Origin of the sequence: Paraliomyxa miuraensis, assembly GCF_026337845.1 — a bacterium.
Lineage (GTDB): Bacteria > Myxococcota_A > Polyangia > Nannocystales > Nannocystaceae > Paraliomyxa > Paraliomyxa miuraensis.
The window spans coordinates 149,968-170,332 of the sequence record NZ_JAOVZF010000160.1; the positions used below are offsets into that span (position 1 = coordinate 149,968).

20 protein-coding genes are annotated in these 20,365 nt (G+C 70.1%); 9 read left to right on the forward strand and 11 right to left on the reverse strand.

Annotated elements, in window-relative coordinates; all coding sequences use genetic code 11:
- Nucleotides 1–30: 30 nt before the first annotated feature.
- The 9 genes from OEB96_RS33950 to efp all read right to left on the reverse strand — a co-directional run bounded on the left by OEB96_RS33950 (nucleotide 31) and on the right by efp (nucleotide 11,238).
- Entirely contained in the window at nucleotides 31–3,987 is a 3,957-nt protein-coding gene (locus OEB96_RS33950) for a thrombospondin type 3 repeat-containing protein (RefSeq protein WP_266220995.1), read from the reverse strand.
- 167 nt (nucleotides 3,988–4,154) lie between these two features.
- Complete coding sequence (locus OEB96_RS33955; protein ID WP_266220996.1) at nucleotides 4,155–4,595, reverse strand: ExbD/TolR family protein; 441 nt, start codon at nucleotides 4,593–4,595, stop codon at nucleotides 4,155–4,157.
- 142 nt (nucleotides 4,596–4,737) lie between these two features.
- Nucleotides 4,738–5,235: an ExbD/TolR family protein gene (locus OEB96_RS33960; RefSeq protein ID WP_266220997.1), complete on the reverse strand. Its 498-nt coding sequence runs from the start codon at nucleotides 5,233–5,235 to the stop codon at nucleotides 4,738–4,740.
- On the reverse strand, nucleotides 5,232–5,957 hold the full coding sequence (locus OEB96_RS33965) for a MotA/TolQ/ExbB proton channel family protein (RefSeq protein ID WP_266220998.1): 726 nt from the start codon (nucleotides 5,955–5,957) through the stop codon (nucleotides 5,232–5,234). The genes OEB96_RS33960 and OEB96_RS33965 overlap by 4 nt, the downstream gene beginning before the upstream one ends.
- 118 nt (nucleotides 5,958–6,075) lie before the next feature.
- Complete coding sequence (locus tag OEB96_RS33970; RefSeq protein WP_266220999.1) at nucleotides 6,076–6,888, reverse strand: energy transducer TonB; 813 nt, start codon at nucleotides 6,886–6,888, stop codon at nucleotides 6,076–6,078.
- A gap of 70 nt (nucleotides 6,889–6,958) precedes the next feature.
- A complete protein-coding gene (locus OEB96_RS33975; protein ID WP_266221000.1) occupies nucleotides 6,959–8,050 on the reverse strand; it encodes a tetratricopeptide repeat protein in 1,092 nt (363 codons plus the stop codon).
- Between the two features lie 498 nt (nucleotides 8,051–8,548).
- The gene (locus OEB96_RS33980; RefSeq protein WP_266221001.1) at nucleotides 8,549–9,376 is read right to left on the reverse strand and encodes a hypothetical protein; all 828 of its coding nucleotides are present in this window, start codon (nucleotides 9,374–9,376) and stop codon (nucleotides 8,549–8,551) included.
- Between the two features lie 204 nt (nucleotides 9,377–9,580).
- The gene (locus OEB96_RS33985; RefSeq protein ID WP_266221002.1) at nucleotides 9,581–10,651 is read right to left on the reverse strand and encodes an amino acid--tRNA ligase-related protein; all 1,071 of its coding nucleotides are present in this window, start codon (nucleotides 10,649–10,651) and stop codon (nucleotides 9,581–9,583) included.
- Nucleotides 10,648–11,238 carry an elongation factor P gene (gene efp, locus OEB96_RS33990; RefSeq protein ID WP_266221003.1) on the reverse strand — a complete coding sequence of 197 codons (591 nt, stop codon included), beginning with the start codon at nucleotides 11,236–11,238 and terminating at the stop codon, nucleotides 10,648–10,650. The genes OEB96_RS33985 and efp overlap by 4 nt, the downstream gene beginning before the upstream one ends.
- A gap of 241 nt (nucleotides 11,239–11,479) precedes the next feature.
- Between efp and OEB96_RS33995 the strand changes: the two genes are divergently transcribed.
- The 6 genes from OEB96_RS33995 (at nucleotide 11,480) to OEB96_RS34020 (ending at nucleotide 15,488) form a co-directional block, all read left to right on the forward strand.
- Complete coding sequence (locus OEB96_RS33995) at nucleotides 11,480–11,890, forward strand: RrF2 family transcriptional regulator (protein WP_266221004.1); 411 nt, start codon at nucleotides 11,480–11,482, stop codon at nucleotides 11,888–11,890.
- A gap of 68 nt (nucleotides 11,891–11,958) precedes the next feature.
- Nucleotides 11,959–12,921: a cysteine synthase A gene (gene cysK, locus OEB96_RS34000; protein ID WP_266221005.1), complete on the forward strand. Its 963-nt coding sequence runs from the start codon at nucleotides 11,959–11,961 to the stop codon at nucleotides 12,919–12,921.
- An 8-nt stretch (nucleotides 12,922–12,929) separates the two neighbouring features.
- Nucleotides 12,930–13,688, forward strand: a complete 759-nt coding sequence (locus OEB96_RS34005) for a HesA/MoeB/ThiF family protein (protein WP_266221006.1) — start codon at nucleotides 12,930–12,932, stop codon at nucleotides 13,686–13,688.
- Between the two features lie 54 nt (nucleotides 13,689–13,742).
- The gene (locus OEB96_RS34010; protein WP_266221007.1) at nucleotides 13,743–14,021 is read left to right on the forward strand and encodes a MoaD/ThiS family protein; all 279 of its coding nucleotides are present in this window, start codon (nucleotides 13,743–13,745) and stop codon (nucleotides 14,019–14,021) included.
- Nucleotides 14,018–15,028, forward strand: coding sequence for a PLP-dependent cysteine synthase family protein (locus OEB96_RS34015; protein WP_266221008.1), 1,011 nt, complete (start codon nucleotides 14,018–14,020; stop codon nucleotides 15,026–15,028). Before OEB96_RS34010 ends, OEB96_RS34015 begins: the two co-directional genes overlap by 4 nt.
- Nucleotides 15,018–15,488, forward strand: a complete 471-nt coding sequence (locus OEB96_RS34020; RefSeq protein ID WP_266221009.1) for a Mov34/MPN/PAD-1 family protein — start codon at nucleotides 15,018–15,020, stop codon at nucleotides 15,486–15,488. The genes OEB96_RS34015 and OEB96_RS34020 overlap by 11 nt, the downstream gene beginning before the upstream one ends.
- A 14-nt stretch (nucleotides 15,489–15,502) precedes the next feature.
- Here the strand turns inward: OEB96_RS34020 and OEB96_RS34025 are convergent, their stop codons facing one another.
- On the reverse strand, nucleotides 15,503–15,997 hold the full coding sequence (locus tag OEB96_RS34025; RefSeq protein WP_266221010.1) for an NUDIX domain-containing protein: 495 nt from the start codon (nucleotides 15,995–15,997) through the stop codon (nucleotides 15,503–15,505).
- 83 nt (nucleotides 15,998–16,080) lie between these two features.
- On the opposite strand from OEB96_RS34025, the gene OEB96_RS34030 reads away from it, so the two are divergent.
- The 3 genes from OEB96_RS34030 to OEB96_RS34040 are packed head-to-tail and all read left to right on the forward strand — an operon-like array spanning nucleotide 16,081 to nucleotide 19,109.
- A complete protein-coding gene (locus OEB96_RS34030) occupies nucleotides 16,081–16,593 on the forward strand; it encodes a DUF507 family protein (protein ID WP_266221011.1) in 513 nt (170 codons plus the stop codon).
- A gap of 12 nt (nucleotides 16,594–16,605) precedes the next feature.
- Nucleotides 16,606–17,439 carry an adenine nucleotide alpha hydrolase family protein gene (locus tag OEB96_RS34035; RefSeq protein WP_266221012.1) on the forward strand — a complete coding sequence of 278 codons (834 nt, stop codon included), beginning with the start codon at nucleotides 16,606–16,608 and terminating at the stop codon, nucleotides 17,437–17,439.
- Nucleotides 17,418–19,109: an acetate--CoA ligase family protein gene (locus OEB96_RS34040; protein ID WP_266221013.1), complete on the forward strand. Its 1,692-nt coding sequence runs from the start codon at nucleotides 17,418–17,420 to the stop codon at nucleotides 19,107–19,109. The genes OEB96_RS34035 and OEB96_RS34040 overlap by 22 nt, the downstream gene beginning before the upstream one ends.
- A 9-nt stretch (nucleotides 19,110–19,118) precedes the next feature.
- Here the strand turns inward: OEB96_RS34040 and OEB96_RS34045 are convergent, their stop codons facing one another.
- Nucleotides 19,119–20,351, reverse strand: a complete 1,233-nt coding sequence (locus tag OEB96_RS34045; protein ID WP_266221014.1) for a CCA tRNA nucleotidyltransferase — start codon at nucleotides 20,349–20,351, stop codon at nucleotides 19,119–19,121.
- Nucleotides 20,352–20,365: the final 14 nt, after the last annotated feature.

Here is a 20,365-nt window from a genome sequence, read left to right on the forward strand (position 1 = left end):
GCCGCTCGAGCGGTGGCGGGCCAACCCGCGCTACCCCGAGCCCTCGCTACCGCCCGTTCCCGTCTCGGTGTCCCCGCCGGTTCCGGTGCCCGCGTCCACGTCGTCCGCACACACCACGTCGGGCGCATACTCGCCGTTGCAGTACGCGCCCTCCTTGGGCCACAGCCGCCCGTTGGCGTCCACGTACTGCACGTTCTCCGGATCCCACGAGAACGGGCACAGATCGCACGCGTCCCCGACGCCGTCGTAGTCCTGATCGCGCGGCGGCAAGAAGCACTGGTAGCCCCAGAGCGCCACGAGGTCCCCGCCCACCTCGTCGAGCCGAACGGGGGGGTTGTCCTCCGGCCCAACGAGCCCCGCTGCGGCCAGCGCCTCGGTGCAGCCGGGCGGCATCGTCAGCATCCCGGGCGTGGCCGCCAGCGCGGCGGGAAGCCGGCGACACACTCGGGCCTGCTCGTCCTGCTCGCTGCAATCGATCCGCACCGGCACCCCGTCTGGATCGAGCACCGCCCGCTGCTCGGCCACGCTGAAGATCGATCCATCGGGCTCTTCCCGCAGCTGCACCGTGCAGCAGTAGCCCGATGAGGCCACGCGATGGAACGCCATCGGCCGCGCCTCGGTGCGCTCGCCACACGTGGCCCCGAGCTCGCACTCCTGCCCGATGAAGTCGCCGTCCTCGTCGCCCTGCTGCTCGATCCCGTCGAACAGCTGCAGCGGATTCTCCACGAACGCACAGGTGTCGCAGATATCGCCGAGGCCATCGCCGTCGCTGTCGACGTGATCGCACCACCCGGTCGCATCGCCGGGGTCGACCTTCTCGCAGCGGCGCCCGTCGGGGCAGTCGGCATCGCCCGTGCACTCCACCGGGTCGCGCACCGGCTGGCGCGGACAACCATCGTAGAGATTGGCGATCCCGTCTTGATCGAAGTCGTCGCCGTCGCCGAACCCCACCGGGCCCGCGGCTCCGGGCAGCTGCAGTCCCTCGCAGGCGTCGCCCACCAAGGTCGAGTCGTCGTCGCGCTGACACCGTCCCGGGTCGTCCCACGCGATCGGCAGCCCCACCGCGTACGGCGAGTCCGGCCCGTAGCCATCGCAATTGGCCACCACCACGCAGTTGTCACAGGCGTCCCCGATCCCGTCGTGATCGGCGTCGTCCTGGAACGGGATGTTGCGCGCATACATGTAGAAGGGAACCCCGAGGTCGGCCGCATCCTCGTTGTACTGCTTGATCGTCTGTCGGCACGTGTCGCAATCGTTGCCCACGCCATCGCGGTCCGAGTCGGCCCCATTGAGGGTGGCGCTCTTCACCACCGGGCACAGATCGATCACGTCCCCCACCCCGTCGTGGTCCACGTCGCTCTGATCGCGGTTGTAGACGTCCTGGGCGTTGTCACAGGAGAACTGCAGACCGTCGAGGTCGAGGTCCTCCTTGCACTTGGGCTCGTCGACGAAGAAATCGTAGGTGTACTCGGGCCCGCCGCTGCCCGAGCCGACTGCCGCCCCTTCGGGCAGCCCGGTCACCAGCGGCATCCCGCATGCGTCCCAGAACGCGGCGGCATACGCAGCCGGATCGTTCATCTCCCCGAGCTCGCGCAGCCCCGGCACCTCCACCCGGTAGCGCTCCCCCGGCTGCAGCACCGCCCCGAACTCGGTCGAGTCGATCCGCACCGCCAGCGTACCGGTCTGGTGATCCGACACGTCGACCAGCAGGCACGCAGGCACGCAATCGCCCCCCGCCGCCACGCGCTCGTCGTCGGTTCGGGCGCAGGCAGGCCCGCCTCCCACGGGCCCGAGGCCGCAGCCGTCGCGCGGCGGCAGCAGCCCCCCGGCCTCGTCCACCCGCCAGATCTCGAGCTTGGCGAGGTTCTCCGGGGACATGTCGTACTTGTTGGAGAACGTCAGGGCGAAGTCGTCGCAGGCCCCGATCCGCAGGTTGTCGGACGGAAAGCCGCTGCCGGGCACGATGTGGAACTGCGAGGTCTCGAACGCATAGACCGAGCGCCCCAGCAGCGTGTTGCCCCGCTTGTCCCGCACGTGCTCGCCCTCGCCCGGCACCTGGAACACCACCGTGTAGCGCTGGCCGGAGCACATCGCCCGATCGAAGTCCTCGAAATTCTCGGCTCGCTGATCGAACGCATCGTTGGCCCGCCAGCCGTCCTCGAGCGTCCGCGGCGGAATCAGGGTCCGATCCGCGGCGCAGGCCTCGGCCGCCGCCCGCGGCACCCCGCCCCAGTCGGCCGGCTGCCACTCGAAGCCCTTGATCGCGGGGTCGTAGATCACCCCGCCGCGACGGGTGACCAGCTTGACCGCATACTCCCCGGCCCGCTCGGGGCGGACCTTGCCGTCCTCGTCCACGCACGTCGCCGCCACCGCGTCGCGACACTCGGCGGGCGCATCGTCGAGATCGGTACAGAGGCAACCGCGGGTGACCTCGGGCAGGTGGTCGTCGCGGGCCGCCCGGGGCTCGGGCCGAAGATTGCCCTGCAGCAGCGGATCGCAGCGAAGCTCGCCATCCTCGTCGCGCACCGCCCCCAGGCTCTCCTGGCAGCACTCCGAGGCCAGCAGGCGCCCATCGGTATCGGCATCGCAGTAGGCCAGACGCGTGCCCGAGGGGGCCGTGCGACAGTTGCCCCCGTCCTCGTCGCACACCTGGAACTGCGCCGTCGAGCGCAGGCACGCCCCCGCCGCGCGGTCGTCGAAGCGAGTGTCGATGCAGTAGCCCTGGCTCCCGGTGGTGTCGGGCTGGGCCCTGCACTCCACGAACCACGGCGCCACGCAGTACCCCTCGGTGCACCCGGGATCATCGGCGTCGAGCAGGCACGCCTGCCCCTGTGCATCCTCGCCCATGCAGCTCATGACTCCGGGCACGATCGAGCCCGCGGCGGCCAGGCAGTCGTTCGACGACCCGCATGGCGCGTTGCGGCGCTCGAGCCCCGGCGGGCGCAGATCGGGATGGGTCTCCCGCAGCCGATCGTAGTAGGGCAGCGCGAACGTCTCGGGCTCGCACGATGACTGCCCGGGCTCGCACCACGCATAGTCGTAGCGATGGGTCTCCTTGCTGCGATCCACCGCCGTCAGGAAGTCCCGGCACTGCACCAGCGGATCGCCGTCCACGTCGCACTCGATCGCGCTGCCATCGGCCGGCCGGCGCAGGTTCTCGGGACGCAGCAGATCCGGCCCCTGCAGCACCGCCCCGGAGCCCGGATCGACCCGCGACCGCACCCCGTACTTGGCCACCTGGGTCGAGAGGATGAAGTCGCACTCCGAGCAGCAGGTGTCCGGGCCGTTGTCGGGGGTGCTGCAGGTCTGTCCGGAGCCCGCCGCCAGGGCCCGGCTGTCCCACGCCCCACGCGTGGCCACGATGGTGCCCTCGGCCCGCAGCTTCATCGGAAGTCCGGTCTCGGGGTCGACCGTGTTGCAGGGGTTTTGGGCCGGGTCCTCGTAGTCCTCGTGGGAGAACGAGCGTCCCTGATCGCGCAGGTTGTCGATGCAGCTGAGGTTCACCGCGCGGGTGATCCGGTCGGGGTCGCCCGAGGCCCCCACGAAGTAGTCCCCATTGAACCGGCTGATCGGACCCTCGATGCTCAGGATCTGGGTCTTCCAGTCGTAGACCTCGTAGAGCTGCGGGTTGTCGGGGCGCCGCCGCACCAGCTCGACCGAGGTGGGATCGAGCAGGTTGTTGAACACCATCTCGAGCCCGTACGCGGTGACCAGCGGCGACAGCCGGCAGTACTCCTCCGGCCCCCTTGGTGACTCGAGCGCATCCTCGCTGCGCTCGCAGGGCCCAATCGGCTCGATGAAGTAGTGCCCCTGGGTGATCGACCCCGGGCACTGCGGCCCCTCGCACTCGGGGCCCAGCTGATGCACCTTGCGCGAGGCATAGTTGATCCCGCTGATGCTCTCGAGGAAGAGGTCGTGCGGATCGCAGATCCCACAGTCGGGATCGTCGACGCAGCCACCGAGCACCAGCGGCCCGACGATGCCCATCGCGAGGGCAAGACGCCGAAGGCGCGGAGCGACCGTTGCCGGCCATTCCGCGCCTTCCATGCCCCCTGGGGAGCAGCTCGGGGTTCGCTCGCTGCTCGCGGGCTGCGGGGGGGCAAGAGGGCCCGGCTTCACCGGCCCCACCGCCCGCACCACCCGCATCATCCCCGTCACCCTCGCAGCGAGTCCGGGACCTTCTTGTCCTTGTTCTTCATGATGCCCAGCACCTCGGCGCCGGACTGCTTGGCCAGGTCGAGGATCTCCACCGCAACCCCGAACTTGGCGTCGTCGTCGAAGTCGACGAACACCACCTTCTTCTCGCGCACCTCGAGCTGCCGGCTGATCTCCTCGGCGAGCTTGGTGCGATCGATTGGGTTGCGGTTCAGGGTCAGACCCCCCTCCTTGTTCAGGCCCACCACCAGCGTCTCCTGCTGGAGCTTCTGCTGCTGCTTCTGCTTGCTCTCCGGCGGTACGCGCACCGAGATCTCGGGCACCTTCCGCGGGACCATCACCATGAAGATGATGAGCAGTACCAGGCACACGTCCACCAACGGGGTGACGTTGATCTCGCTCTTGGCTCCTCCTCCGGAGCCACCCGCTGACATGCCCATGATCTCGTCTCCCTAGCTCGTCGCCTGTGCGCTCGTGCGCGCTCTTTGGGGGGGTGGCGGGACGGGCCGGCATCGCCCGGGTCCTACGCTCGTTGCCGTCGGCCCATTACAGTTGACGACTGCCACGGGCCGACCGGCTCTCCTACTGCGCCGCATCGGTCAGGTCGACCACCAGCGCGATTTCCTGGGGAGGGATCTCGAGGGTGTTGATCCACTCCATCACGATGCGAACCTGGCCGTACTCGGTCTCGCGGTCGCCCTTGACGAACAAGATGGGGCCCGTATAGCCGACCGCGGCCGCCTTGCCGTTGGCGATCTTGAGGTCCTCCTCGAGGCGCGACAGGAAGGTCGACTTCTCCACGTAGAGATCGGTCTCGATCCAGGCGCCCTCGTCGTCGACCGACACGAACACCTGGTCGCCTTCCTTGTGCTCGGAGGCGGTGCTGAGGGTCGGCAGCCGCACGTCGCGGCCACGACCGAGCATCGGCGTCACCACCATGAAGATGATGAGCAGCACCAGGCACACGTCCACCAACGGAGTGACGTTGATGTCGCTGTTGGGCGCGTCGTGCTTGACCCCGTGGTTGCTCTTGTACGGGATCCTGCGACGCTTTGCCCCGCCGGCCGGGCCACCGCTCATGAGTAGCGGCCCTCCTTGAGCACGAAGTCGATGAGCTCGGAGGCCACGTCGTTCATGTCGATCTGGTAGCTCTCGACGCGGGCGTTGAACGCGTTGAACAGCATCACGGCCGGGATCGCGACCAGCAGACCGGCCGCGGTGGCGACCAGCGCCTCGGAGATGCCGCCGGCCACCGAGGACAAGCCGCCGCCACCGTCGCCGGCCAAGCCCTGGAACGAGTTGATGATGCCGACCACGGTGCCGAGCAGACCGACGAACGGCGCGGTCGAGCCGACGGTGGCCAGCCAGGTCAGGCCGCGCTTGAGGTTGGCGGTCTCGCGCTCCTTGGCGCGCTCCATCTGGCGGTTGACCGCGTCGACGAGGTCGAAGTCACCCACGTCGTCGGGTCCCTCCTCGCGCAGCGCCTCGAGCCCCTCGAGGTACTCGCGCAGGCCAGCGCCCACCACCTTGGCCACGGGGGAGTCGGGGTGCTGCTTGGCCGCCGCGACCGCCTCCTCGATCTTGCGCTCCTGCAGGTAGGTGCGCAGCATCATGATGTAGTTGATCGATTGCCGCTTGGCGCGGCCGTAGGCCCTCATCCGCTCGAAGATGATCGCGAGCGCGATGACGAACATGATGATGAGGCCGATGAGCACCGCTTTCGCGAAGAAGCCCATCTCGGCCCACATGCCTTCGAAGCTGAAGTCGGCTCCCTCGGCGAGGAGGATCGTCAGGTGGTTCATGGTCCTGTTGCTTGTCTTGTGACCGGTTTGGTTGGTCGTGGCCGGGATTGGGTGAAGGAACCCGCGAGGGCGTGGAGGGTGACGGCCCCCGGGAACGGACCGCCATCGCCACCGCAGGCTACTCGAAGCGGATGTCGAACGTCACGACGGAGCAGCTCTCGATGGGCTTTCCGCCCACGAGCTTGGGTTTGAAGCGCCACTTGGCCACCGTATCGGCACAGATGCGGTTGACCTGGGGGTCGTGGGGGTACTTCTTGGACACCTTGACGTCCTTGGCCTTGCCGGTGGCCCCCACGCAGAAATTGACCTTCACCGAGCCCGGCCGCTTGTCGAACTTGGCCGCCTTGGTGGCCTGAAGCAGCTTGGTGTCGGGGTCGGGCATGTAGATCCCGCGGCTCTTGACCGAGGCGATGGGCTCCATGACCACCTCCTTCTTGGTCTCCTCCGCGCTGCGCTTGGTGGCCACGCCGGGCACCCCGCCGAGCACGCCACCGACCACGCCACCGACCACGCCGCCGGGTACACCACCGGGCACGCCACCGGGCACGCCACCGGGCACCTTGGGGCCCTTCTTGCCGGGGGTCTTGGCCGGGTCGGGGACCTTGTCGGGGGTCTCCTTGGGCTGGACGATCTCCTCCTCGAGCGGGACCTCCTCCTCGGGGATGTCCTCGTCGGGCTCCTCCTCGGGCTCCTCCTCGTCACCCGCCGGCGGGGGCGGAGGCGGAGGCGGCGGAGGTGGATCCTCGTTGAGCATCACCTCGACCACGTACTTGGAGGTCGGAGGGTCGACCGGGGTGATCGACATCTTGTCGGCAACCCAGCCGAACAGGATGAAGGCAAAGGTCGTTGCGCCCGCCGCGGTGGCGGCGATTTGGAGGCGGAGGCGGCGACGTGGGTCGCCGCCCTGGTAGTGCATGTAATGCTCGAACATCCTTGGTCCTCCGCCAGGTGTCTGGTGTTGCGGTTGGATCCCTGCGAACGCCCGCGACGCCGAAGAGGCGCTACCGCTTCCGCTTTCCCTTCTTCTTGTCGGTCTCTTCCTCGACCGGAGCCTCGAGGGCGGCCTTCATCTCGGCCTCGATCTGCGCCCGCAGGTTGGCGTCCTCGGCCTGGGCGGCCGCATCGAGCGGCGGCGGCGGGCAGCAGGGCCCCTCGAGCTTCTTGAGCGCCTCGAGGTCGGTGGGGCAGTCCTCGAGCTGGTCGAGATCGCACACGGCCTTCTGCTGCTTCCAGGCGAGCATCAGGTCCTCGCGCGCGAGGATGGCCTCGAGCTTCTCCTCGGGCAGCTCGGGCTCCTCGATCACCACCCGCGCGTACTGCCGCTGGGTGTAGGCCATCGAGCGCCACACGTAGGCGTCACGGAACTTGGGGTCGAGCGAGACGGCCTTGTCGAGCAGCCCCAGGACCTCGTCGGCGACCTTGAGGCGCTCGGCGGGGGGCAGCTGCTCGTTGTAGGCCAGCCCCGACTCGGGATCGGGCCACAGCGGATCGAAGCGGCGGATCGCCAGCGCGTGCCAGGCCTTGACGCTCTCTGGAAAGTCCTCGGTGCGCTTGGCGTACCACTCGGACACCTTGGCATCGTCGCCGCACTGCTCGTACTGGCGAATGATGGCGCCGTAGATGTTCTCGTTCTTGGGGTCGTTGCGCTGCTTCTCGAACCAGTAGGACAGGAGGTCGTCGCAGCGCTCGTCGGCGTTGAGGATGTTCAGGCGGTGGTCGAGCACCTGCTTCTCGGCCTCGGCCGTCTTGACGTCCTGGCGATCGTACCAGGTCTGGAAGTCGCGCAGCGCCATGTCGGCGTACTTGCGCCGCTCCTCTCGCTCCTCGGGCTTCTTCATGCGCAGCACCTGGCTCTCGGCCGCGCATGCGCGATTCCAATACAGCGTGACGTGGTCCGGCCAGATCTGCTCGGCGGCGTCGTACTTCTCGATCGCCTCCTTGAACTTGGCATCCTTGTAGAGAGCGTTGCCCTCGCGCACGAGATCGAACGCTTCGATCTTGGCGCATCCGCTCACGCTGGCGAGGGTGAGCAAGGACCCGAAGACCATCCCGGCCAGGGCACGTCGACCATTGGCGAACGAAGAGCGGCCCATGGAGGCGGGCAGCATACAGCAGAACCGACGGAAATTGTTCGGGCTCGCACGGCCGTTCGACGGTTGGTCCGATGGCTGGCCGGATGGTTGGCCGGATGGTTGGCCGGCCCGCCCGCGGCGGCGTGTGGACCGCGCCCCCACTCGTTCATGGGTTGGCTCACGGGTCGGCTCGAAGGCAGTGGCGGTGAGGTTGGATGATGAGAGCATCGTCATCGAAGCCGATCGAACGGGCGGCGGGTGCGGGCCGGTGGCGGATGGCCGGCGAAACGGGGGAACGTCGGATGCACCGCGAGCGCGGGACGTGCCGGAGCGCGATCGAGTCCCGCAACGCAGGCTCGGACCGCGGCTTACAGCGAGCCCGAGCGCACGATCGGCGACGACGCCGTGGGGGATGGGCCACGACGCCGATGTCCCCCCCATTCGTGCCTTGGGTCGCCGTGCTCCGTCAAGCGCTCGGCGTCGGTCGGTCGAGGCGGGCGTTCCGCCCGCCTCGCCGGGTCATTCGAAGCGAATGTCGAAGGTCACCGAAGAGCAGGTGGAGCGGACCTTGCCACCCACGCGCTGCGGAGAGAAGCGCCACTTGGCCACCGTCTTGCGGCAGATCTCGCCCACCTCGGGGTCCCCACGAAAGCCCCTGTGGACGCGCACGTCGTGGGTCTTGCCGTCGCCACCGATGCAGAACGAGATCGTGGTCTTGCCCGGGCTTCGGTGGGTGCGGCCCGTGGGCGTACGCGCCAGCTCGGCCTGGTCGGGATCGGGGGTGAAGACCGACGACGCCATCACGGTCGCGATCGGTGCCTTGATCGGCGGCTCCTTGGGCGGCTCGGGCCTATGGATCGGCGGCCCGGAGATCACCTGCTGGGTGCCCAGGCACGGCGGCAGCGGGCAATGGGTCCCGGTGCCGCCAGGGACCCCGGGGCTGCGGCCGATGCCCGGGCCCCCGCCGAGCGCCTTGCCCGGTACGGTCGCCCTGACCTTCGGCGGGGCATCGAGGTCGAGCTTCACGACCTCGGTCGGCGCCACCTCGGGTTCATCGGGGACCACCTCGTCGGGCGGTGCTTCCCTTCGTTCGTCCTGCGCCGCGCCCCCGGCCGGCGCGGGTGGTGGGGCCGGCGGGGGCGGAGCCTCGAGGACCGCCATCGTCACCGAGTAGAAGCTCTTGGGAGGAGCGACCGACGAGATCCCGAGCTTGCTGGCGGTCCAGCTCATCACGCCCATGCCCATGCTCAAGGTCATCGCCAGCGCCCCGCCCATCAGCAGGCGACGGCGTCGGTCGGCCAGTCCCTCGTCGATCGTCAGCAGCGTTTCGAATCGTGCGTGTGCCATTGGTCCCTTCCTCGTCCTGGGCGCTCGCCCACCCCATGTCAGCGTCCCTACGACCCACCGGGGCCGCGCGACGTGGCAATCCATCCCAAACCCGCGACCGTGCCCGCCCCCGAACGGCGTACGCGATCGCCACCACCGCCCCGAGTGCCGTCATGGCGGCGGCCTGCGGCGCCGCCAGGCGACGCCCCCGGAGGGCCGCTGCCACTAAAGAAGTCCGCCCAGCTCGATCGCGACATCGGCCAGGCGCGTCCGCCCGGTCGCCAGGAGCACCAGGCGGTCGAGTCCCAGCGCAACGCCGGCGCAGGGGGGCAGACCCGGTGAGCGAAGGTCGGCCAGGAAGTCGTGGTCGATCGGCAGCGCAGGCAGATCCAGCGAGGCCCGCAGCGCATTGACGTCCTCGAAGCGACGCCGCTGCTCGTCGGCATCGCCAAGCTCGCGGTAGCCATTGGCGAGCTCGCGCCCGTGCACGTGGCTCTCGAAGCGATGGGCCACCGGGCGCGCGTCATCGGGCGCCGAGAGGGCCGCCAGGGCCCGGGGAAAGTCGACCACGTGCACCCCTCGGTGCACGCGCGCGCGCAGCCAGGGATCCAGGCATGCATCGCACCACGCCGAAAAGAACGCCGTCCAGGCCGCCAACGCATGGGCCCGGGGCGAGCTGGCCAACCGCTCGTCACGCACCGTCGCCAACGGGTCGGCCATCAGGCGGCTTACATCACGCCTGGCCTCTTCGCACGTGGCTCCCTCGAGCGCGGCCGCGAGCGCGCCGGCATCCTCGTCCCCGCGCAGGCGCAGACCCAGGGTCTGCTCCACCAGGTCGAGCATGCCCACCTCGTCCCAGTCACCAGGGGCCGGTGGCATGGGCAAGCCGGGCTCGCGCAGGGCCTTGGCCACCGCGTCGAACACCACGAACACCAGGTGCTCCACGTCGGCGCGCAGGGCCGGCGCGTCCTCGCCCACGCGATACCACTCGCAGAGGTGCAGCTCCTCGCGGTGGTGATCGCCGAGCTCGCCCGCGCGAAAGCAGGTCGCGATCTGGAAGATCGACGGAGCCCCCCGGCACAGCAGCCGCTTCATCGGCAGCTCGGGGCTGGTGGCCAAGAGCCCCGGCGGCGCGGCCACGGGCTCGATGAACGGCTCGACCGCCACCGCCGACAGCCGCACGGGCGTGAGCACCTCACGCAGGCCCGCGCCGCGCAGCGTCTGCCGGGTGGCATCCAGGGCTGCGTCCCACACCGCCACCCGCTGCGGGGTCGAAAGCGGCGGCCGCTCGTTCACTTGCCGATGTTGACGCGCTCGACGTAGCTCTTGGAGCGCGTGTCGATCTTGATGAACTCGCCCTGCTTGATGAACAGGGGCACTTGAACGTCGAGCCCGGTCTGGATGGTGGCGCCCTTGGTCACGTTGGTGGCGGTGTCGCCCTTGACCCCGGGCTCGCACTCGGTGACCTCCATGACCACGTGGCTGGGCACGTCCAGGCCGACCGGGCGGTTGTTGTAGAACAGCACGGCGTAGGCGATCGGCTGGTCCGAGCCCGGCGGGGGCGCATCGAGCAGGAAGTACTTGTCGTCACCCACCAGCTCGGCCGACAGCTCGACCTGCTCGTAGGTCGCGCTGTCCATGAAGGTGAAGCCGTCGGACCCCGCGAACAGGTACTGCATCGTCCGCGAGTCCACGTTGGCCGCCTCGAGCCTCTCGCCCGAGCGCCACGTGCGGTCGAGCACCGCGCCGGTGATCATGTTCTTGAGCTTGCACTTGTACAGGCCCTGGCCCTTCCCGGGCTTGACGAACTGGAACTCGGTGACCACGTACGGGTGACCATCGAGCTCGACCTTGGCGTTCTTGCGCAGCTCACTGACGTCCATGATGGAAGGTTCCCTTCGTCGCGAAGCGGACCGCTCCTCCTGCGAGGGAGGAACACGGACCCGCGGGGCGGCGGGCAGCTTTTTCCACCGAGGCCACGCGGTGTCAAGCGGGAGCGCGCCAACCCCACACGATGGACATGGGCTCGGAGCCGCATCCCGACCGCGACCGCTCGCGGTGGCTGGCCAAGCCGACGCGAATATGGCAAGGTTAATTCCGGTTTTCCTCCAGGGTTACCGTATAATGAGGCTGACCACCAAAGCACGCTACGGCCTTCGGGCGCTCTGCCACGTTGCCCACCGTGGTTATGCGTCGGCTCAGGTGATCGCAGAGCACCAGGCAATTCCCTCACGATACCTGGAAGAAATCATCGGTGAGCTCCGGCGAGCCGGTTTCGTGGTGGGAAAGCGCGGTCCTCGGGGAGGATATCGACTTGCCAAGCCCCCGGAGGAGATCGTGATCTCCGACGTGCTGCGGGCCCTGGGCAGCGGCCCGAGCAATGCGGCGGGGGAGCCCCAGGACGAGATCACCGCGTTGGTCGAGCGCTCGGTGGACGATCGGCTGCAGGCCGCCGTGGGAGACCTCAAGCTCGACGACTTGCTGGGTGAGGCCCGCGAGCGGCACCGTCGCAGCGCGGCGAACTACGTGATCTGACGGCCGCGCCCGCACCACCTGCCCTGGCCCTTCCCGATCTTCTCATTGGACGCGAGGACTCGACGAGCATGACCACGCAGCGACCTCCTGCCGTCGACACCATCCTCCGCCTCATCGGCGACACGCCGCTGGTTCGCCTGCGCTTCGTGACCGGCGCCGCCGAGACCCATGCGGCCGTATGGGGCAAGTGCGAGATGATGAACCCCGGCGGCTCGGTCAAGGACCGCATCGCCCTGGCCATGATCGAGGCGGGCGAGCGGGCCGGGTTCCTCGAGCCGGGCAAGACGGTGCTGGTCGAGCCCACCAGCGGCAACACCGGAATCGGACTGGCGCTGGTGGCCGCGGTCAAGGGCTACCGACTCGTCCTCACCATGCCCGAGAGCATGAGCCTCGAGCGCCGCAACCTCTTGCGGGCGTACGGGGCGGAGATCGTGCTGACCCCCGACGATCGCACCATGGAAGGGGCGGTCGCGGCAGCCCGCGAGCTGTGCAGCAGGCCCGACCACCACATGCTGCAGCAGTTCGAGAACCCGGCCAACCCCGACGTGCATCGACGGACCACCGGGCCCGAGATCGTGCGCCAGATGGAGGGCCTGACGATCGATGGCTTCGTGGCGGCCGTGGGTACGGGCGGCACGGTGACCGGCGTGGGCTCGGTGCTGCGCGCGCACAACCCCGACGTACGGATCGTCGCGGTGGAGCCCAGCCGATCGGCGGTGCTCTCGGGCCAGCCGGCGGGCCCCCACAAGATCCAGGGCATCGGGGCCGGCTTCATCCCGGCCGTGCTCGATCGCGGCATCTACCACGAGATCGACACGGTGGACGACGAGGAGGCCTACCGCATGAAGCAGCGCCTGGCCCACGAGGAGGGGCTGCTGGTCGGGATCTCGGCCGGGGCCAACGTGGTGGCGGCCGAGCGCCTCGCGGCGCGGCTGGGCCCGGGCAAGCACGTGGTCACCGTGCTGTGCGACACCGGTGAGCGCTACTTCAGCCTCGACGAGTACTTCACGCCCGAGGGATCTCGGCGATAGCTCCCGCCATGGATGCGAACGCGGACGCGTGCTTCGTGGTCGTGGGCGCCGGGGGACTGGGTTGCCCCGCCCTGCTGGCGTTGTCGGCCGCCGGGGCCGCCCGCGCGATCGTGATCGATCACGATCGCGTGGAGGCGCACAACCTGCAGCGTCAGGTGCTCTACGACGTGGGCGACGTGGGCGCCGCCAAGGCGGAGGCCGCCGCGCGGCGGCTGGCCGGACGCGGTCGCATGGCGGTGGAGCCCCGGGTGCATGCGCTCGAGCCCTCCGAGGTGGCGCGTTGGGTGACCTCGCTGTCGCCGACGACGATCGTGCTCGAGTGCACCGATCGACCCCGGCTCAAGTTCGCGATCAACGATGCCTGTGTGGCGCACGGGATTCCGCTGGTGGTGGGTGCGGCGCTGGGCTGGCGCGGGCAAGCGCTGGCGGTGCACGTGCCGTCCCCCGCCGGGCCCCATGCGGATCGGGCCTGCTACCGCTGCGTCTACGAGGCCCCGCCCCCCGACGACGAGATCCCTCGCTGCGACGAGGCGGGCGTCGTCGGCTCGGGCGTGGGGCACATCGGCATGCTCATGGCGCACCTCGCCCTGCGCCTGGCCGCGGGGGATCACACCGTGGCGGGCCAGCTGTGGGCCATCGACCTGCTGCACGTCGAGGTCCGGCGCCTGGCCCCGCGGCGCCGCCCCGGATGCCCCGCGCATCCCCGGGCGACCGACCTCCCCCACGATTCCCTCGCAGGCTCGGCCAACGGCGCCGGTGCCTCTTGAACCGACTCCGTCATCTCCAGACCCGAAGACAGACCAGACACCGGAAACGACACCATGGCCACCGTTCGCATCCCCACTCCGCTGCGCAAGTACACCCAGGGGCAGGAAGAGGTCAGCATCGCCGCTGGCAGCGTCCGCGCGCTCATCGACGCGCTCGAGTCGTCCCACCCGGGCATCCGGGAGCGGATCTGCGACGACAAGGGCGCCGTGCGGCGCTTCGTCAACATCTTCGTCGGCGACGAGGACATTCGCTTCCTCGATGGCCTCGACACCCCAGTCAAGGACGCGGACGAGGTCAGCATCGTGCCCGCGATCGCCGGCGGCGTGGGATGACCATCGCAGCACGAACCTCCGAGCCCGCGCCGCCCCCGGCCGTGGTCTCGCTGCACCAGCAGCAGGCGCTGCGCCGACCCGCGCGGGTGGGCAGCATCGTGGAGCTGGTGGGCAACACGCCGCTCGTTCGGCTCGGTCGCATCGATCGACGGACGCCCGGGGTGGAGATCTGGGCCAAGTGCGAGTTCGCCAACCCGGGGGGATCGGTCAAGGACCGCGCGGCGTACCGCATCATCGCGGACGCGCTCGCGCGCGGGGACCTGCGCCCCGGCATCCGCCTGATCGACAGCACCAGCGGCAACACGGGCATCGCCTACTCGATGGTGGGGGCGGCGCTGGGGATCCCCATCACCCTGGTGATGCCCAGCAACGTGTCCAACCCGCGCAAGCAGGTGACCGCTGCGTTCGGGACCGAGCTGCGGTTCTCCGATCCGATGGAGGGCAGCGACGGGGCGATCGTCGAGGCCCGCGCCATCGTGGACGCCGATCCACGGCGCTGGTACTACCCCAACCAGTACGCCAACGACTCCAACTGGCGCGCGCACTACGACGGCACGGCGCGCGAGATCCTGGCGCAGACCGACGGGCGGATCACCCACTTCGTGACCGGCATCGGCACCAGCGGCACCATCATGGGTACCTCGCGGAGGCTCCACGAGCACGACCCGGGCATTCGCTGCATCGGGCTGCAGCCCGACGACGCCATGCACGGGCTCGAAGGACTCAAGCACATCCCGTCGAGCCTGGTGCCGCCGATCTACGACGAGTCGGTGCTCGACGACACGATCTGGCTGCCCACCGACGAGGGCTGGGACATGTCCGATCGCCTCGCGAGCGACGAGGGGCTGTTCGTGGGGCACTCGTCGGGCGCCAACGTGGCCGGAGCCCTGCGCGTGGCCAAGGAGCTCCACGGGCGCGGCGAGTCGGGGCTGGTGGTCACCGTGCTATGCGACCGGGGCGATCGCTACTTCGCCCCGCTGCAGTGGGAGAAGCACTATGTCTGGTGAGCCCCGGCCCGAAGAGCCGACCCTCGCGCCCGCGCACCTGCAGGCCATCTATCGCCAGGCGCGGGACGAGTTTCCGCGCGAGTGCTGCGGCTACGTCCTGGGTCAGGGCGAGGCAGCCGAGCTGGTCCCCTGCAAGAACGTGCAGGACCAGCTGCACGCCCTCGATCCCGAGACGTTCCCCCGCACCGCGGAGAACGGCTACAACATCGGCGGCAAGGAGCTGCTACGGCTCACCCGGAGCCTCGACGGAGAGCACCCGGTTCGCATCGTGTATCACTCGCATCCCCGGGTGGGCGCGTACTTCTCCGAGGAGGACACCAGGGCCGCGATTGCCGCCGACTGGCCGGTGGACTATCTGGTCGTCGACGTGCAGGAGCACGAGGTGGTCGAAGCGGTGCTGTTCCGCCGGGCGGGCGATCGCTACGAGAGGATCGCCCGATTCGAGGGCGCGGCCGTGTGAGGACGCCGACGCGGCTACGCTCGAGGGAGCGAGCCGGCCGGCGACCAGGCCGGCGGTCCCAGGAGCCCGTCGCGGATGGCCACGAGCAGCTGGCGATCCGCGGCCAGGAATTCCTCGACCGGGAGCTCGGCGCGGGAGAAGGCACCGAGCTCCACGCCCGGCTCGGGGCGTAGGCCCAGCGCCAGGGGCTCGATCCCCGGCGCCGCCAACGGCCCGGCATCGACGTGGTAGACGATGAGCAGCACTCGTGGCCCCGGGGGCGGGTAGACGTGGTGCAGGACATCGGCCACGGGACCTACCCGCAGGCCGCAGGCCACCGGACCCCATTCCTCCATCAGCTCTCGGGCGAGTGCGTCGCGCGGGTGCTCGGCCGGCTCGAGCTTGCCACCGGGCAGCTCCCAGTGACCCGCGCCGTGCCCGGCGTCGGCACGTCGCCGCTGCACCACGAGCACGTCGCCTGGCCGCCACACCAGGCCCGCCGCCACCAGCAGGGGTTGCCGCTCGGTCATGGCCCGCCTTGTAGCAGGCCCTGGACGACTCGCGCCCACACCTGGACGTCCCCCCATGCAACCTCTATCCTGCCCCCAGGTTCATGCGCCTCTACGCAAGTAAGATCCCGCACATCACCGAGGTCGTCACCCGGGCCTTGGTCGAGCCGCGGCACCTCGAGATCAACGATCGCGAGGAATTCAAGCGCGACATCGAGTCGATCCTCCGCGAGTATCTGCGCAAGGACCGAGAGCTCACCGAAGCGGCCAAGGACGTGCTCGAGCAGCGCGGTCTGCCCTATTCGGACCTGTTTCGCACCAAGCGGCAGCTCGCCGAGCGCGAGGACTTCGCGATCGGCGACGAGTCCATCAATTGGATCGCCACCCAGCTCATCGAGCTGTTCATGCGCTCGGCCTTCGTCGAGGAGGTCTACGCCGACGACTCGACCCTGCGGCGCACGCTCAAGGACCTGCTCCGCCGCAACATGCAGGCCGACGACGACCTCGACCGCGAGGTTCGCCGGCACCTCAAGCACCTCAACGAGGGCACCAGCAGCTTCGAGATCGAGTACCAGAAGCAGCTCGAGGCCATCAAACGCAAGCACGGCCTTCAGTAGGGGCAACGCCCGATGGCGCACATCCTGGTCTACCTGCAGCGCACACCGGGCGGGCTCCACCCCGCCAGTGCAGTTGCGTTGTGCCGCGCTCGCGACATCTCCAGCGAGCGCGGAGCCACCCTCACCGCCGTGTGTGGCGGTGACGCTGGCGCGCTCGATCGCGGCATCGCGCAGGCGGCAGGCAGCTTTGGCGCCGACGTGCTGGTGTTCGGCGGTCCCAGTGGCCTGGCCGCCCTGCAATCGCAGCTCAATCCCGTGCACGTGCTGGTCCCGTGGACCGAGGAAGGGCTGGCCCAGGCCGAGACCCTCGTTGGGGGTCCACCGGTCACGCGCTGGTTGACCACGCGGCAGCCCGCCTGGGGCGGCGCCGATGCAGTCACCGCGGTCTTGGCCGGCACGCTCCCCTGGCATGCGTACAACGAGATGCTCGAGGCCGAGTATCAGGCCGACGTGGACGAGGTGAACCACCCGTCGTGGGTCGGCGAGGTCTCGGCGGCGTGCGCCCAGGACACGGCCCCCGTGTTCGCGGTGGGTGGCCGTGGCCCCGTGAAGTGGCTGGGGAGCCGCTCGATCAATCCCGAGACGCAAGCGGCCTTGACCCGGCTTGGTGCCGAGCCCGCTTCCGCCGACGAAGTGGTCACGTCCGGTACCGTGCTGTGGCTGTCCGCGGATCCGGTGCCCCCCACCCTTGCGCTACGGCCGGTGACGGTGCGCTTGCTCGTGCTGCCGGGCGAGCATGCAGGACTCGACCCGAGCTGGCGCGCGGCCGATTGGGTGCTGTCGGGGTCGCGGGCCGCCGCCTTGGGGGCCATCCTCGACAGCCCATGGGCATCGCTGTCGGGATGACCGGGACGGCCCTGGGCGCAGCCCTCGATGCTCTGCTCGACCCCAGCCCCAAGACGGTGCTGGCCACGGGGGACGCGATCCAGGCGCTGGACTGGCCAGACGGGCTGGCCCGGGTGGTCGGCGATCGCGAGCTGCCCACGACGCTGTCCAAGGTGACGCCGCGGGTGCTGCTGCTGCACCGGGTGACCATGACCACGGTGCGAGCGCTGCGGAGCCAGCCGGTTGCGCTGGTGGTGCTCACCGCCGATGCCGAGGCCTCGCGCTTCGATGCGATCGCGGCCGTGCCCGGCGTGACCGCCATCCTGGGCCCGCAGGCCCGGCTGCGACGGGGTGAGGGGCAGGCGATCCTGTGTGCCGCCGAGGCGGGCGAGCTCGAGGGCCTGTGGCGCGCGCTGGGAGGCGCACGCCTGGGCATCAGCCCCACCCCCGGGTGGTGGTGGCAGCTGCTCGAGCGCCGCGCCGCCCGTCGATTTCCGGCCGCGGGCTACGTGCCGGCCGCCGTACTCGACGAGGGGTGGGCGCGGTGGGCCGCCCACCGCGGGCCCGACGTGGTGCTCGTGCCGCTGGGAGTCCCCATGCCGCCAGTGGACGAGCCGGCCGATCCCGAGCGCGCGGCGAGCCTGGCGGCCGCCGTGGCTGCGCATGCGCTCGAGCGCTGGACGGGACCGGTGTTTCCCTCGCCGCGCGTGGTGGCCTCGGTGCTCAAGGGCCTGCGGGGCGGCGGAGCGCCTGGAGAGGCCGCGCCCCCCGATCCCGGGATCTGGCAGCAGGCGCGCCGGGCCCTGCCGATGACGGGCGCGCTCGTGGGCATGGAGCAGGCGCGACCGGATCTCGCGACCGACGTGGCCACGGCGGCGTTCCTGGCTCAGCGTGCGCTGTTGCGGGTCGATGCGGCCCGGGTCGCGCTCGAGGTGGACTTCGAGGCGCCCGCCATCGACGACGACGACGACGGCGTGGCGCGCTCGGGGGAGGTGCTCGCCTCGGCCGGCGTGGTGCTCACCGATCACGAGAGCAAGGTGGTGCTGCGTGGGTTTGGCATCGAGGTCACGCGGCAGGCGGTGGCGTCGTCGGCCAGCGGCGCGGCCGGGTTTGCGGATCGGATCGGCTACCCGGTGGCGCTCAAGGCCCTCAGTCCGGATCTGCGGCGACGCAGCGAGATCGGAGCCCTGCAGCTCGAGCTGAGCACGGCCGCGGCGGTGCGTCGGGCCTACGCGACGATCGTGGATGCCGTGGAGAAGCACGCTCCCACCGCGCGGCTCGATGGCGTGCTGGTGGCCGAGATGGTCGAGGCGGGGCTCGACCTGCACTGCGGCGCGATCCGGCTGTCCGACGGCGGCACGGCGTTGTTCGGGCGGGTGACCGACACGCCCGCGCCGGTCGAGCCGGTGCTGGCCCCCTGTCCCGTGTCTCGCGACGATGCGCTGCTGCTCGCGCACGCGATCCTCGGGCGCATGCCCGTGCCCGCGCTGCGACGGGCGACCGATCCCGATCCTCGCGCCCTGGCGACGCTGCTGCTGCGGCTCGACGCGCTGGTGCGCAGCTTCGGCGAGCGGCTCGAGCTGGTCGAGCTGCGACCGGTGCGGCTTCTGTCCGCGAACGCGGAGGGCGAGCGCGGGTACGTGACGCTCGATGCGAGGATCGTGCAGGTGCCCCACCTGCAGGGGCGCTGACCCGGGCGACTACGCCATGCGCTCGCGAGCGCGCTGCAGCAGGCGCTCGCGGGTGTCGAGGCCGGGATCGACGAGCACGTCGTCGAGCAGCCCCGCGAGCAGCGAGCGCACGGCCGGGCCCTTGGGCACCACGCCCTCGGCGATGAGCTCGCCTCCCTTGATCGCCAGTGCACCGACCGACAGGGTGGCGCCTTCGATCGCATCGCGAACCGCCTCGCGCCGGGTGTCGTCGAAGCCGAGCACGTCGAGCGCAGCGGGCAGGTGCTCGACGCCGAGCTGGGCCACGGCGCGGCGGATCTCGATCGGGGTGCGGGCGATCTGCAAGGCGCGAGCGGCCGACCCGGTGAGTGCCAGCACCGTGGCCCGCTCGGCGCGGCTGGGCTTGAGGGCATCGATGCATGCCTCGATGCGCGCGGCCGCGTCTCCTTCTCGCCCCAGCGGCCACAGCAACCGGGCCATTCGAGCCGTGGGATCGGGCGCCATGCGATCGACGGCCGCGATCGCCTGCGCGTAGTCCTCGTCGGTGGGCAGCGGCACCAGGGCGTGCGGCCAGATCCCCGTGCGCCACATGGGGTGCAGCCCCTGCGAGGGCACCGGGCTCCCCAGTAGCTTGTGCAGCTCGGTGTGCACACGCTCGCGGCTGACCTTGGCCAGCACGTCGAGTGCATCGGGGATCGCGGCCTCGGTGCTCACCTCGAGCTGGAGATTGCGCGTGGCACAGAACCGCACCGCTCGCATCGTTCGCAGCCCGTCCTCGCGAAAGCGCTGCAGCGGCACGCCCACCGCACGCAAGAGGCCCTGGCGCAGATCGGCGAGGCCATCGAATGGATCGGAGAACCGCCGCGCGATCGGATCCCAGGCGAACGCATTGAGGGTGAAGTCGCGTCGCGCCAGGTCCTCGATGAGGTGGCGATGGAATCGCACGCTCGTCGGTCGTCGACCGTCGACGTACTCGCCCTCGCCCCGAAAGGTGGTGATCTCGACCGGGTGAGTCTGGCCTCCACCCCGCACCATCACGGTCACGGTGCCGTGCTGCACGCCGGTGGGGATCGTCTTGGGGAACAGCGCCATCACCTCGTCGGGGGTGGCGGAGCTGGCCAGATCCCAGTCGCTGGCGGGCAGGCCCATCAACACGTCGCGGACGGCTCCGCCCACCAGCACGGCGGCGTGGCCGGCATCCTGGAGGTGACGCGCCGCGTCGACCACCGGGCGCGGGACCGGGGCGGCGCAGAGCAACGCCACGGCGGCAGCTTCGT

Excerpts from the sequence above, each read along its gene's own strand:
- OEB96_RS33960 (WP_266220997.1), bottom strand. The coding sequence starts at position 5,235 with ATGAGCGGTGGCCCGGCCGGCGGGGCAAAGCGTCGCAGGATCCCGTAC.
- OEB96_RS34025 (WP_266221010.1), bottom strand. The coding sequence starts at position 15,997 with ATGACCGAGCGGCAACCCCTGCTGGTGGCGGCGGGCCTGGTGTGGCGG.
- OEB96_RS33970 (WP_266220999.1), bottom strand. The coding sequence starts at position 6,888 with ATGTTCGAGCATTACATGCACTACCAGGGCGGCGACCCACGTCGCCGC.
- OEB96_RS34040 (WP_266221013.1), top strand. The coding sequence starts at position 17,418 with ATGGGCATCGCTGTCGGGATGACCGGGACGGCCCTGGGCGCAGCCCTC.
- OEB96_RS34005 (WP_266221006.1), top strand. The coding sequence starts at position 12,930 with ATGGATGCGAACGCGGACGCGTGCTTCGTGGTCGTGGGCGCCGGGGGA.
- OEB96_RS33965 (WP_266220998.1), bottom strand. The coding sequence starts at position 5,957 with ATGAACCACCTGACGATCCTCCTCGCCGAGGGAGCCGACTTCAGCTTC.
- OEB96_RS34035 (WP_266221012.1), top strand. The coding sequence starts at position 16,606 with ATGGCGCACATCCTGGTCTACCTGCAGCGCACACCGGGCGGGCTCCAC.
- efp (WP_266221003.1), bottom strand. The coding sequence starts at position 11,238 with ATGGACGTCAGTGAGCTGCGCAAGAACGCCAAGGTCGAGCTCGATGGT.
- OEB96_RS34020 (WP_266221009.1), top strand. The coding sequence starts at position 15,018 with ATGTCTGGTGAGCCCCGGCCCGAAGAGCCGACCCTCGCGCCCGCGCAC.
- OEB96_RS33955 (WP_266220996.1), bottom strand. The coding sequence starts at position 4,595 with ATGGGCATGTCAGCGGGTGGCTCCGGAGGAGGAGCCAAGAGCGAGATC.
- OEB96_RS34015 (WP_266221008.1), top strand. The coding sequence starts at position 14,018 with ATGACCATCGCAGCACGAACCTCCGAGCCCGCGCCGCCCCCGGCCGTG.
- OEB96_RS34030 (WP_266221011.1), top strand. The coding sequence starts at position 16,081 with ATGCGCCTCTACGCAAGTAAGATCCCGCACATCACCGAGGTCGTCACC.
- OEB96_RS33995 (WP_266221004.1), top strand. The coding sequence starts at position 11,480 with ATGAGGCTGACCACCAAAGCACGCTACGGCCTTCGGGCGCTCTGCCAC.
- cysK (WP_266221005.1), top strand. The coding sequence starts at position 11,959 with ATGACCACGCAGCGACCTCCTGCCGTCGACACCATCCTCCGCCTCATC.
- OEB96_RS33980 (WP_266221001.1), bottom strand. The coding sequence starts at position 9,376 with ATGGCACACGCACGATTCGAAACGCTGCTGACGATCGACGAGGGACTG.
- OEB96_RS33950 (WP_266220995.1), bottom strand. The coding sequence starts at position 3,987 with ATGGGCATCGTCGGGCCGCTGGTGCTCGGTGGCTGCGTCGACGATCCC.
- OEB96_RS33975 (WP_266221000.1), bottom strand. The coding sequence starts at position 8,050 with ATGGGCCGCTCTTCGTTCGCCAATGGTCGACGTGCCCTGGCCGGGATG.
- OEB96_RS34010 (WP_266221007.1), top strand. The coding sequence starts at position 13,743 with ATGGCCACCGTTCGCATCCCCACTCCGCTGCGCAAGTACACCCAGGGG.